Origin of the sequence: Kitasatospora albolonga (assembly GCF_039535905.1) — a bacterium.
GTDB lineage: Bacteria > Actinomycetota > Actinomycetes > Streptomycetales > Streptomycetaceae > Kitasatospora > Kitasatospora albolonga.
Window position 1 is genome coordinate 16,816 of the sequence record NZ_BAAAYB010000003.1, and the last position, 12,199, is coordinate 29,014.

A 12,199-nucleotide genomic window follows, 5' to 3' on the forward strand; every position below is an offset into this window, starting at 1 on the left:
CTTGTCAGCGGCAGGTTACCGTGCGACCGGCACCCCGCGTGCTTGATCGTCTGAACCGCCGTCACTTCCCGTCGTGCGGACGGGGCGTGGAGTGATCGTGCCCACTTTCGAGCGGCGCCGATCCTCCGCCGGGCGGATGGTGCAGGATCGGGGGCATGAGCGAGACGCGGGTGGTCGATCCGGTGCTGGTCTACGACGGCGACTGCGGGTTCTGCACCAGCAGTGAGCAGTTCGCCGAGCGCTACCTGAGGGCGAGCCTCTCCTCGGCGAACTGGGAGGGGGTGCCGTTCCAGTTCGCGGACCTGGAGGCGCTGGACGCCCGTGCGGGCGGGCGCGGGCTGGTCAGCCGGGAGCGGGCCGAGCGGGAGATCCTCTGGGTGACGCCGGCCGGGGACGTGTACGGCGGGGCACAGGCCGCGGCGCGGCTGCTGATGCGGTCCGGCGGCGCCTGGGCCTACCTGGGAGCGGCCTTGACGCTCGCCCCGGTCCGCCCGCTCGCGGCGGCGGTCTACCGCTGGGTGTCGGCCCACCGCCACAGCCTCCCGGGCGGGACGCCGGCGTGTGCCCTGCCGCGCCGCTGACGCGACGAGCGCGACGTTCAGTTGCAGCGACCCAGGGGCGCGAGGAACTGCGCGCGGGGGAACGGCAGCACGTGCAACTGGCTCACCTGCCCCGATCTAACACTGGGCCGCCTTCCGCTTCGCACAGTTCCCCGCGCCCCCGGCATCACCGAGTTCCTCAGGCGTACTGGGAAGCCAGGGCGGGCGGCATGGGAGCGTGGCGGAGGTAGGTGCGGGAGAAGGTGCCGGTGCCGTGGGAGAGGGAGCGGAGGTCGATGGGGTAGCGGCTGAGCTCCAGTTCGGGGACTTCGGCGCGGACCAGGCTGAGGCCGGGGCCGCCGGGCTCGGTGCCGAGGACGTGGCCGCGACGGGCGGAGAGGTCGCCGAGGACCGCACCCTGGTACTCGTCGGGGAGCAGGACCCGGACTTCGTCCACCGGTTCGAGCAGCTGCACGGTGCCGTGCTCCGCGGCCTCCTTGAGGGCGAGGGCGGCGGCGGTCTGGAAGGCGGCGTCCGAGGAGTCGACGGAGTGCGCCTTGCCGTCGGTGAGGGTGACCCGGACGCCGACCACCGGGTGGTCGCCGCGCAGGCCGTGGGCCAGCTGCGCCCGGACGCCCTTCTCCACCGAGGGGATGAAGTTGCGCGGTACGGCCCCGCCGACCACGTGGTCGACGAACTCGACCTCCTCGCCGGGCAGCGGATCCACCGTCAGGTCGCAGACCGCGAACTGCCCGTGGCCGCCCGACTGCTTGACGTGCCGGCCGTGCCCGCTGCTGCTGCCCGCGAAGGTCTCGCGCAGGGCCACCTCGTACGGGACGGAGTCCACGTGCACGCCGAAGCGGCCGCGTAGCCGGTCGAGGACCACGGCCTGGTGGGCCTCGCCGGTGCACCAGAGGACCAGTTGGTGGGTGTCGGGGTTCTGTTCCACGCGCAGGGCCGGGTCCTGGGCGGTGAGTTTGGCGAGGCTCTGGGAGAGCCGGTCCTCGTCGGCCTTGCTGTGGGCCCGGACGGCCACCGGCAGCAGGGCCTCGGGGCGGGGCCAGCCGGGGAGCGGGGGGCCGCCGAGGGTGTCGCCGGTGCGGGCCCGGGCCAGCTTGGCCAGGCAGACCAGGTCGCCGGGCAGGGCCTGCGGGACGGGCCGCTGGCGGGCGCCGAAGGGGCTGGTGAGGGCGGTGACGCGCTCCTCGGGGCCGCCGTCCAGGTGGAGGGAGGTGTCGGGGCGCAGGGTGCCGGACCAGATCCGGGCCAGGCTGAGCCGGCCGACGTACTGGTCCTCGCCGGTCTGGATGACCTGGGCGGTGACGGGGGCGTCCGGGTCGCAGGGCGGGCGGTCGTCGGTGCGTTCGGTGGGGGCGGGGAGCACGGTGACGATCAGGTCGAGCAGTTCGGCGGCGCCGAGCGGGGCGGCGGTGCAGAGCAGCGGGTGGACGGCGTCGGCCCGGACCTCGCGGCGCAGGGCCTCGGTGAGCGAGGCCGGGTCCAGCTCCTCGCCGGCGGCCCAGCGCTCCAGCAGGGCGTCGTCCTCACCGGCGATGGCCTCCACCAGGGCGCCGCGGGCGGCCTGGTCGACGGCGGGGGCCTCGCCGTAGGTCCTCCCGGTGAGCAGGTCGACGGAGCCGGTGAGGCGGCCGCCGTCGAAGCGGGGCTGGAAGAGCGGCAGCACGGTCTCCGGGTGGCCGTCGCCGAAGGCCTCCTGACAGGCCGTCACGGCCTCGGGGCCGTGCACGTGGGTGAGGGCGACGGCGGTGGGCAGGCCGGCGGCGCGGCACTCGCGCCAGAGGGCGAGCACGGCGGGGCCGACCTGGTCGGTGGCGGAGACCACCAGGACGGCGGCCTCGGCGGCGTGCATCCCGGCCTGCCGCTGGCCGGCGAAGTCGGCGTACCCGGGGGTGTCCAGCAGGTTGACCTTGTGGCCCTGCCAGGCCAGGGGGAGCAGCGAGAGCTGGACGGAGCGCTGCTGGTGGTGCTCGATCTCCTCGTGGTCCGAGGCGGTGGTGCCCTCGGTCACGGAGCCGGCCCGGGTGAGGGCGCCGGCGGTGAGGGCGAGGGCCTCGGCGAGGGTGGTCTTCCCGGCCCCTGCGGCGCCGACGAGCACGACGTTGCGCAGCCGGGCCGGATCTTCGACCGGTACGGGGGGCGGGGTGGTCCGGTCGGTCATGGCGCACCTGCGATCACGGTCGGTGTGCCGTCAACTGCCCTGGGTGGCCGCCGGTTGGGCCGGATGGCGCTCGCGGGCGTGGGGCGGCGAGGGGTGCGAGCGGCGTGGATACCATTGTCCGGCCGGGCGGGCCGATCCGCTCGGCCGCCCGCCGCCCTGAGGGCGGGGGTGGGTTTCGGAAGATCGGGGCGGTCCGGAAGGCCATGCTCAACAAGTACGCACGTGCCTTCTTCACACGTGTCCTGACGCCGTTCGCCGCGATGCTGCTCCGCTGGGGCGTCAGCCCGGACGCCGTGACGCTGATCGGGACGGCCGGTTCGGTCGCCGGTGCGCTGGTGTTCTTCCCGCGCGGGGAGTTCTTCTGGGGCACCATCACCATCACCCTCTTCATCTTCTCCGACCTGGTGGACGGGAACATGGCCCGCCAGGCCAACACCTCCAGCCGCTGGGGCGCCTTCCTGGACTCCACGCTGGACCGGGTCGCCGACGCGGCGATCTTCGGCGGGCTGGCGCTCTGGTACTCCGGGCACGGGAACAGCAACGTGCTGTGCGCCGTCGCGGTGTTCTGCCTGGCGAGCGGTCAGGTGGTCTCGTACACCAAGGCCCGGGGCGAGAGCCTGGGCTTCCCGGTGAACGTCAACGGGCTGGTGGAGCGCGCGGAGCGGCTGGTGATCACGCTGGTCGCGGCCGGGGTGACGGGGCTGGGCACCTTCGGGGTGCCGTACCTGGAGTGGCTGCTGCCGACGGCGCTCTGGGTGGTGGCCGTGGGGAGCCTGGTGACGGTGTTCCAGCGGATGCTGACGGTGCGTCGGGAGTCGCGGGAGGCCGACGCGGCGGCGGAGGCGACGGCGTGAAGATGACCAAGGAGGGCCTGGTCGACGGGGCGTACGCGCTGGGCTGGGCGGCGCTCAAGCACCTGCCCGAGCCGCTGGCGCGCGGACTGTTCGACCAGCTGGCCGACTTCACCTGGCGGCGCCGGGGCAAGGGCGTGCTGCGGCTGGAGGCCAATCTGCGCCGGGTCCGGCCCGAGCTGGACGAGGCCGGGATCCGGGCGCTGTCCCGGGCCGGGATGCGCTCCTACCTGCGGTACTGGAAGGAGTCCTTCCGGCTGCCGGTGTACTCCACCGCGCGCCTCGCCGAGGACTGCCGGGTCAAGGGCCTGGAACGGCTGGACGAGGCGCTCGCCGCCGGGCGCGGCGCCGTGGTGGCCCTGCCGCACATGGGCAACTGGGACCTGGCCGGGGCCTGGGTGGCCGCGGTCGGCGGGCACCCGTTCACCACCGTGGCCGAGCGGCTCAAGCCGGAGTCGCTGTTCGACCGCTTCGTGGCCTACCGCGAGGGGCTCGGCATGGAGGTGCTGCCGCTGACGGGTGGTCAGGTCTCGGTGATCGGGACGCTGGCCCGGCGGCTGCGCTCCGGCAAGCTGGTCTGCCTGGTCGGCGACCGCGACCTCTCGGAGGCGGGCCTGCCGGTGGACTTCTTCGGCGAGACCACCAGGATGCCGGCCGGCCCGGCCGCCCTGGCCCTGCGCACCGGGGCCGCGCTCTTCCCGGTGACGCTCTGGTACGACGGCGCGGTGATGCGCGGCGAGATCCACCCCGAGGTGCTGCCCCCCGAGGAGGGGGACCAGAAGGAGCGGACCTCGGCGATGACCCAGGCGATGGCGGACATCTGGGCCGAGGGCATCCGGGAGCACCCGGAGGACTGGCACATGCTGCAGCGCTTCTGGCTGGCCGACCTGGAGGTCAAGCGGTGAGGATCGGGATCGTCTGCCCGTACGACTGGGACGTGCCGGGCGGGGTGCAGTTCCACATCCGCGACCTGGCCGAGCACCTGATCGCGCTCGGCCACCAGGTCTCGGTGCTGGCCCCGGCCGAGGACGAGTCGGCGCTGCCGCCGTACGTGGTCTCGGCCGGGCGGGCCGTCGCGGTGCCGTACAACGGCTCGGTGGCGCGCCTCAGCTTCGGCATCCTCTCCGCCGCCCGGGTGCGGCGGTGGCTGAACGACGGCCACTTCGACATCCTGCACGTGCACGAGCCGGCCTCGCCGAGCCTGTCGATGCTGGCCGCCTGGTCCGCCTCCGGGCCGATGGTCGGCACCTTCCACACCTCCAACCCGCGCTCGCGGGCGATGATCGCGGCCTCGCCGATCCTCCAGCCCGGGCTGGAGAAGATGAGCGCCCGGATCGCGGTCAGCGAGTACGCCCGCCGGACCCTGGTCGAGCACCTGGGCGGCGACGCGGTGGTGATCCCCAACGGGGTGGACGTCGGCTTCTTCGCCGGTGCCGAGCCGGACCCGCGCTGGACCGGCACGGTGGCCGCGCCCACCATCGGCTTCATCGGCCGGATCAACGAGCCGCGCAAGGGCCTGCCCACCCTGCTGGCCGCGCTGCCGAAGATCCTGGCCGAGCGCCCGGGCGTGCGGCTGCTGGTGGCCGGCAAGGGCGACGAGGAGGAGGCCGCCGAGGGGCTGACCCCCGAGGTGCGCCGGCACGTGGAGTTCCTCGGCATGGTCAGCGACGAGGAGAAGGCCCGGCTGCTGCGCAGCGTGGACCTGTACGTGGCGCCCAACACCGGCGGCGAGAGCTTCGGCATCATCCTGGTCGAGGCGATGTCGGCGGCCGCGCCGGTGCTCGCCTCCGACCTGGACGCCTTCAAGCAGGTGCTGGACGGCGGCGGTGCCGGGGAGCTCTTCCCGGTCGAGGACGCCGGCGCGCTGGCCGACGCGGCGGTGCGGCTGCTGGCCGACCCGGAGCGGCTGGCCGAGCTGCGCGAGGCGGCCTCCCGGCACGTGCGCCGCTTCGACTGGTCGACCGTGGGGGCGGACATCCTCGCGGTGTACGAGACGGTCACCGACGGCATGCCGGAGGTGGCCGAGGACACCCGCGGCGGCTGGCGCGAGCGCCTCGGCCTGGCCCGGGACTGACGGAACGACAGATGGGGGAGTGACGATGCCGCAGGTGCTGATCGACCACTCGGCGGGGCTGGACGTGGACTGGGCGGGGCTCGCGGGCGAGCTGCACCGGGTGATCCCGGAGGTGATCGACACCGACACCGCCGCCTGCAAGACGGTGGTCCGCGAGGCCGGGCGGGTGCTGGTCGGTGACGGTGCGTCGGACGAGGCGCTGGTGCTGGTCGAGGTGAAGGTGCTGGCCGGGCGCTCCACCGAGCTGCGGGCCGAGCTGAGCCGCCGGGTGCTGGAGCTGCTGCGGGCGCACGTCACGGTGCCGGCCGCGCTCGGCGTGCAGATCACCGAGCTGGACCGGGAGACCTACCGGTTCGAGCACCACCCGGCGCGGTAGCGTACCTGCCCGTGAGCAACTGGATCTGGGCCGCGGTGGCGGTCGTGCTGTTCGGCGTGTACCTCAGTTGGACGGCGGGGCGGCTGGACCGGCTGCACGCCCGGATCGACGCGGCGCGCGCCTCGCTGGACGCGCAGCTGCTGCGCCGGGCCTCGGTGGCGATGGAGCTGGCCACCTCCTCGCTGCTCGACCCGGCCGCCTCGATCCTGCTGCTGGAGGCCGCGCACGCCGCGCGCCAGGCCGAGGACGACCACCGCGAGGTGGCCGAGAGCGAGCTCAGCCTGGCGCTGCGGGCGGTCTTCGCCGAGCCCGAGCAGCTGGCCGCGCTGGCTGCGGCGCCTGGCGGGGCGGAGGCGCTGAAGGACCTGACGGCCGCGGTGCGCCGGGTGCCGATGGCCCGGCGCTTCCACAACGACGCGGTGCGGGCGGCCCGGGCGGTGCGTGAGCACCGGCTGGTCCGGTACTTCCGGCTGGCGGGGCGGGCGCCCTTCCCGCTGGCCTTCGAGATGGACGACGAACCGCCGCTCGCGCTCACCCCGCAGGGCGCCCCGGCCTGAGAGCCTTGGGCACCTGAGGGTCGTTCAGACTTCTGTCGTAAGCCGCTTTGTCGTAAGCCCGAGGACCTTCTGGCCTTGGTGGTGCATGGTCCCCACCTGCTTCGGGCCTACGATAGGGCGATAGCACTGGTACATCTTCGAGTGAGGTCACACGTGTCCACCACCCCCATCACCGCTGACCAGCCGCAGATCGGCACCGCCCGCGTGAAGCGCGGCATGGCCGAGCAGCTCAAGGGCGGTGTGATCATGGACGTGGTCAACGCCGAGCAGGCCAAGATCGCCGAGGACGCCGGTGCGGTGGCCGTCATGGCCCTCGAGCGCGTCCCCGCCGACATCCGCAAGGACGGCGGCGTGGCCCGGATGTCCGACCCGAACATGATCGAGGAGATCATCGCCGCGGTCTCCATCCCGGTCATGGCCAAGTCCCGGATCGGCCACTTCGTCGAGGCCCAGGTCCTGCAGTCGCTCGGCGTCGACTACATCGACGAGTCCGAGGTGCTGACCCCGGCCGACGAGGTCAACCACTCCGACAAGTTCGCCTTCACCACCCCCTTCGTCTGCGGCGCCACCAACCTGGGCGAGGCGCTGCGCCGCATCGCCGAGGGCGCGGCCATGATCCGCTCCAAGGGCGAGGCCGGCACCGGCAACGTGGTCGAGGCCGTCCGCCACCTGCGCCAGATCAAGAACGAGATCGCCAAGCTGCGCGGCTTCGACAACAACGAGCTGTACGCCGCCGCCAAGGAGCTGCGCGCTCCGTACGAGCTGGTCAAGGAGGTCGCCGAGCTCGGCAAGCTGCCGGTCGTGCTGTTCTCCGCCGGTGGCGTGGCCACCCCGGCCGACGCCGCGCTGATGCGTCAGCTCGGTGCCGAGGGCGTCTTCGTCGGCTCGGGCATCTTCAAGTCCGGCGACCCGGCCAAGCGCGCCGCCGCCATCGTGAAGGCGACCACCTTCTTCGACGACCCGAAGGTCATCGCGGACGCCTCCCGCAACCTGGGCGAGGCCATGGTCGGCATCAACTGCGACACCCTGCCCGAGGCCGAGCGGTACGCCAACCGCGGCTGGTAATCACGTCCGGTCGGCCCGCCGCGCAGCCTTGATCGCGCGGCGGGCCGCCGCACGTCCAACGATCTTCCCGAATGAGGTAACACCGTGAGCACCCCCGTCATCGGCGTCCTGGCACTCCAGGGCGACGTCCGCGAGCACCTGATCGCGCTGGCCTCGGCCGACGCCATCGCCCGCGAGGTCCGCCGGCCGGAGGAGCTGGCCGAGGTGGACGCGCTGGTGATCCCCGGCGGGGAGTCCACCACGATGTCCAAGCTGGCCCTGCTGTTCGGCCTGATGGACCCGCTGCGCGAGCGCGTCCGGGCCGGCATGCCGGTCTACGGCACCTGCGCAGGCATGATCATGCTGGCCGACAAGATCCTGGACGGCCGGGACGACCAGGAGACCGTCGGCGGGATCGACATGACGGTCCGCCGCAACGCCTTCGGCCGGCAGAACGAGTCCTTCGAGTCCGGCATCGCCTTCGAGGGCATGGAGCAGCCGGTGCACGGCGTCTTCATCCGTGCCCCCTGGGTCGAGGAGGTCGGCGCCGGGGTCCGGGTGCTGGCCGAGCTGCCGGCGGCCGACGGCCCGGACAGCCGGATCGTGGCGGTCCGTCAGGGGAACCTGCTGGCCACCTCGTTCCACCCCGAGCTCACCGGCGACCACCGGGTGCACGAGTACTTCGTGCGCATGGTGGAGGACGCTGCGCACTGACCGGAGCGCGGCACCGGTAAGATCCCTTCTGTTCATTTCCCTTTGGCGACGTAAAGGAGCTGGCGATGTCCGGCCACTCTAAGTGGGCTACCACCAAGCACAAGAAGGCGGTCATCGACGCCAAGCGCGGGAAGCTCTTCGCCAAGATGATCAAGAACATCGAGGTGGCGGCCCGCACCGGTGGCGGCGACCCGGCGGGCAACCCGACGCTCTACGACGCCATCCAGAAGGCGAAGAAGAGCTCCGTCCCGATCGACAACATCAACCGCGCCGTCAAGCGCGGCTCGGGCGCCGAGGCCGGCGGGGCCGACTACTCGACCATCATGTACGAGGGCTACGGCCCGAACGGCGTGGCGGTCCTGATCGAGTGCCTCACCGACAACCGCAACCGCGCGGCCTCCGACGTGCGCGTCGCGATGACCCGCAACGGCGGCAACATGGCCGACCCGGGTTCGGTCTCCTACCTCTTCAACCGCAAGGGCGTCGTGATCGTCCCCAAGGCGGACGGGGTCGACGAGGACCGGGTCATGGAGATCGTCCTGGAGGTCGGCGCCGAGGAGGTCACCGACCTCGGTGACACCTTCGAGGTGCTCAGCGCGGCCACCGACATGGTCGCCGTCCGCACCGCGCTGGTGGACGCCGGGATCGACTACGACTCGGCCGACGCCAACTTCGTCGCGGACCTCCAGGTCCCGCTGGACGTGGACGGCGCCCGCAAGATCTTCAAGCTGATCGACGCCCTCGAGGACAGCGACGACGTGCAGAACGTCTTCGCCAACTTCGAGATCAGCGACGAGGTCGGCGCGCAGCTCGACGCCGAGTGAGCTGACGGTGCGTGACACCGGCCCGGCGGTCCTCCAGGACCGCCGGGCCGGTGTCGTTGGTCCGGCTGTCGGACCAGGGCGGTAGCCTTCGCAGGTCGGAGCGTACGGAGGCGGGGCAGAGTGCGGGTGCTGGGTGTGGACCCTGGGCTGACCAGGTGCGGGGTCGGGGTGGTCGACGGCACGCCCGGGCGGCCGCTCACCATGGTCGGGGTCGGGGTGATCCGCACCCCCGCCGAGGAGGAGATCGGGCCCAGGCTGCTCCGGGTCGAGCAGGGCATCGAGGCCTGGCTCGACGAGCACCGGCCCGAACTCGTCGCCGTGGAGCGGGTGTTCGCCCAGCACAACGTGCGCACCGTGATGGGCACCGCGCAGGCCAGTGCGGTCGCGATGCTCTGCGCCACCCGGCGCGGCATCCCCGTCACCCTGCACACCCCGAGCGAGGTCAAGGCCGCCGTCACCGGCTCCGGCCGGGCCGACAAGGCCCAGGTCACCGCCATGGTGACCAGGCTGCTGCGGCTCGCCGAGCCGCCCAAGCCCGCCGACGCCGCCGACGCGCTGGCGCTGGCGATCTGTCACATCTGGCGCGGCGCCACCACCAACCGGCTGGCCGCCGCGGTCGCCACCGCCAAGCAGACCGCCCCCCCGTCCGCGCACCACCAGGGAGTACCGCCGATGATCGCCTTCGTCCAGGGCCCGGTCGCCGCCGTCACCGCCGGCAGCGCGGTCGTCGAGGTCGGCGGGGTCGGCATGCTGGTCAAGTGCACGCCCCGCACCCTCGGCACGCTGCGGATCGGCGAGCCCGCCCGGCTCACCACCGCACTGATCGTCAAGGAGGACTCGCTCACCCTCTACGGCTTCGCCGACGAGGACGAGCGCGCCACCTTCGAGGTGCTGCTCACCGCCAGCGGGGTCGCCGCCACCATGGCGCTCGGCATGCTGGCCGTCTTCACCCCCGACGAGCTGCGCCGGATCGTCGCCCAGGGGGACGCCAAGTCCCTCACCGCCGTCCCCCGGATCGGGCCCAAGCTGGCCCAGAAGCTGCTGCTGGAGTACAAGGACAAGCTCGGCGCGCCGAGCGGGGCCGTCCCCGCGCAGAAGCCGCTGGCCGCCGGGCCCGCCCCGTGGAGCGAGCAGCTGCACGCCGCGCTGGTCGGCCTGGGCTACGCGGCCCGGGAGGCCGACGAGGCGGTCACCGCCGTCACCCCGGAGGCCGAGGAGCAGACCACCACCGACGTCGGTGCCCTGCTGAAGGCCGCCCTGCGCACCCTCAACCGCACCCGCTGAGACCGCACCGCCGAGACCGAATCCGCTGATGGACCGTCAGGAGCCCGCCCCGATGAGCCCGTACGACTCCGACCCCGCCGACCGCGTGGTGGCCGCCGCCGCCGACGGTGAGGACCAGGCGGTGGAGGCGGCGCTGCGGCCCAAGCTCCTGGACGAGTTCATCGGCCAGGAGCGGGTCCGCGAGCAGCTCTCACTGGTGCTCCAGGCGGCCCGTCAGCGCGGTACCGCCCCGGACCACGTGCTGCTCAGCGGCCCGCCCGGGCTGGGCAAGACCACCCTGTCGATGATCATCGCGGCCGAGCTGGGCGCGCCGATCCGGATCACCTCGGGCCCCGCCATCCAGCACGCGGGCGACCTCGCGGCGATCCTCTCCTCGCTCACCGAGGGCGAGGTGCTGTTCCTGGACGAGATCCACCGGATGTCCCGCCCGGCCGAGGAGATGCTCTACCTGGCGATGGAGGACTTCCGCGTCGACGTGATCGTCGGCAAGGGCCCGGGCGCCACCGCGATCCCGCTGGAGCTGCCGCCCTTCACGCTGGTCGGCGCCACCACCCGGGCCGGCCTGCTGCCCCCGCCGCTGCGGGACCGCTTCGGCTTCACCGGGCACATGGAGTTCTACGCCCCGAGCGAGCTGGAGCGGGTGGTGCGGCGCTCGGCCGCGCTGCTGGACGTGGAGATCGACGGGGCGGCCGCGGCCGAGATCGCCGGGCGCTCGCGCGGCACGCCCCGGATCGCGAACCGCCTGCTGCGCCGGGTGCGGGACTTCGCCCAGGTGCGGCACGACGGCCTGGTGAGCCAGGAGATCGCGGCCAAGGCGCTGGACGTCTACGAGGTCGACGCACGTGGTCTGGACCGCTTGGACCGGGCGGTGCTGGACGCGCTGCTGCGGCTCTTCGGCGGCGGCCCGGTGGGCCTGTCCACGCTGGCCGTCGCGGTGGGGGAGGAGGCCGAGACGGTGGAGGAGGTGGCCGAGCCCTTCCTGGTGCGGGAGGGCCTGTTGGCCCGCACCCCGCGCGGCCGGATCGCCACCGCCGCGGCCTGGCACCACCTGGGGATGACGCCGCCGCAGCAGGGGGCCCGCGGGCCGGTGCCCGGGCAGGGCGACCTGTTCGGTGCGGCGGAGCGCTGAGGGGCGGTCGGCTCGTGGGGATCCGACAAAGATCGTGAGCAAACCGTTCCTGGTGGAGGTCGCCACCAACGGCGGCAGGATGACATGCTTGGCGTTGTCCGATCAGCGGAGGTCGCTTAGACTCCGCCGGACCGCCCCTCTCACCCGACGGGCCGACCCAATGCCGATGGCCGTCGCACCGTAGGCGGCCTGGACAAGGACACAGGCTGTGGAAACGCTCATCCTCCCTCTGATCATGATCGCCGTTCTGTTCATGATGTTCCGGTCGAACAAGAAGCGGCAGGAGCAGGCGCAGCAGATGCGTTCCGGCCTCGAGCCGGGCGCCGGCGTCCGCACCATCGGGGGGATGTACGCCCTGGTCAAGTCGGTCAATGAGGAGACCGTCGAGCTGGAGCTCGCCCCCGGCGTGGTCGCCCACTTCACCAAGGGCGCGATCGCCGCGGTGCTGGAGCCGCAGGAGTACGACGCGATCATCAACGGCCGCCCGGCCGACGAGGAGCCGCAGGACGAGGCGGCCGAGGCCGACGAGAAGCCGGTCAGCTTCGACAAGTCGGACGACTCGGACAACGGAGGTGCCGACGACGAGGCCCCGAAGAGCAAGTAGTACGGTCGGGCTTCCCCGATCGAG

Annotated in this window: 13 protein-coding genes and 1 pseudogene; 13 read left to right on the forward strand and 1 reads right to left on the reverse strand. The window is 73.0% G+C overall.

Features of this window, described 5'->3' with window-relative positions:
• The first annotated feature begins 155 nt into the window (after positions 1 to 155).
• Positions 156 to 581 carry a thiol-disulfide oxidoreductase DCC family protein gene (locus tag ABD946_RS00755; RefSeq protein WP_345278979.1) on the forward strand — a complete coding sequence of 142 codons (426 nt, stop codon included), beginning with the start codon at positions 156 to 158 and terminating at the stop codon, positions 579 to 581.
• Between the two features lie 157 nt (positions 582 to 738).
• On the opposite strand, the gene ABD946_RS00760 is transcribed toward ABD946_RS00755, so the two are convergent.
• On the reverse strand, positions 739 to 2,718 hold the full coding sequence (locus tag ABD946_RS00760) for an elongation factor G (RefSeq protein ID WP_345278981.1): 1,980 nt from the start codon (positions 2,716 to 2,718) through the stop codon (positions 739 to 741).
• A 203-nt stretch (positions 2,719 to 2,921) separates the two neighbouring features.
• On the opposite strand from ABD946_RS00760, the gene pgsA reads away from it, so the two are divergent.
• The 12 genes and pseudogenes from pgsA (at position 2,922) to yajC (ending at position 12,175) form a co-directional block, all read left to right on the forward strand.
• Positions 2,922 to 3,572 (forward strand): phosphatidylinositol phosphate synthase, encoded by a 651-nt coding sequence (gene pgsA / locus ABD946_RS00765; protein WP_345279070.1) that lies wholly within the window; start codon positions 2,922 to 2,924, stop codon positions 3,570 to 3,572.
• Between the two features lie 2 nt (positions 3,573 to 3,574).
• Positions 3,575 to 4,474 (forward strand): phosphatidylinositol mannoside acyltransferase, encoded by a 900-nt coding sequence (locus ABD946_RS00770; protein WP_345279071.1) that lies wholly within the window; start codon positions 3,575 to 3,577, stop codon positions 4,472 to 4,474.
• A complete protein-coding gene (locus ABD946_RS00775) occupies positions 4,471 to 5,643 on the forward strand; it encodes a glycosyltransferase family 4 protein (RefSeq protein WP_345278983.1) in 1,173 nt (390 codons plus the stop codon). Before ABD946_RS00770 ends, ABD946_RS00775 begins: the two co-directional genes overlap by 4 nt.
• A gap of 25 nt (positions 5,644 to 5,668) precedes the next feature.
• Positions 5,669 to 6,019: a 5-carboxymethyl-2-hydroxymuconate Delta-isomerase gene (locus tag ABD946_RS00780; RefSeq protein ID WP_345278985.1), complete on the forward strand. Its 351-nt coding sequence runs from the start codon at positions 5,669 to 5,671 to the stop codon at positions 6,017 to 6,019.
• 11 nt (positions 6,020 to 6,030) lie between these two features.
• Positions 6,031 to 6,576: a hypothetical protein gene (locus ABD946_RS00785; protein WP_345278987.1), complete on the forward strand. Its 546-nt coding sequence runs from the start codon at positions 6,031 to 6,033 to the stop codon at positions 6,574 to 6,576.
• Between the two features lie 153 nt (positions 6,577 to 6,729).
• A complete protein-coding gene (pdxS, locus tag ABD946_RS00790; protein WP_345278988.1) occupies positions 6,730 to 7,641 on the forward strand; it encodes a pyridoxal 5'-phosphate synthase lyase subunit PdxS in 912 nt (303 codons plus the stop codon).
• 84 nt (positions 7,642 to 7,725) lie between these two features.
• Entirely contained in the window at positions 7,726 to 8,334 is a 609-nt protein-coding gene (gene pdxT / locus ABD946_RS00795; protein WP_345278990.1) for a pyridoxal 5'-phosphate synthase glutaminase subunit PdxT, read from the forward strand.
• Between the two features lie 65 nt (positions 8,335 to 8,399).
• Complete coding sequence (locus ABD946_RS00800; RefSeq protein ID WP_345278992.1) at positions 8,400 to 9,158, forward strand: YebC/PmpR family DNA-binding transcriptional regulator; 759 nt, start codon at positions 8,400 to 8,402, stop codon at positions 9,156 to 9,158.
• A 120-nt stretch (positions 9,159 to 9,278) separates the two neighbouring features.
• Positions 9,279 to 9,809: pseudogene (ruvC, locus tag ABD946_RS00805) on the forward strand (crossover junction endodeoxyribonuclease RuvC); the annotation flags it as partial.
• Between the two features lie 21 nt (positions 9,810 to 9,830).
• A complete protein-coding gene (gene ruvA / locus ABD946_RS00810; protein ID WP_345279073.1) occupies positions 9,831 to 10,442 on the forward strand; it encodes a Holliday junction branch migration protein RuvA in 612 nt (203 codons plus the stop codon).
• Positions 10,443 to 10,470: 28 nt separating this feature from the next.
• Positions 10,471 to 11,571, forward strand: a complete 1,101-nt coding sequence (gene ruvB, locus ABD946_RS00815) for a Holliday junction branch migration DNA helicase RuvB (RefSeq protein ID WP_345278994.1) — start codon at positions 10,471 to 10,473, stop codon at positions 11,569 to 11,571.
• 208 nt (positions 11,572 to 11,779) lie between these two features.
• Positions 11,780 to 12,175, forward strand: a complete 396-nt coding sequence (gene yajC, locus ABD946_RS00820; RefSeq protein WP_345278996.1) for a preprotein translocase subunit YajC — start codon at positions 11,780 to 11,782, stop codon at positions 12,173 to 12,175.
• Positions 12,176 to 12,199: the final 24 nt, after the last annotated feature.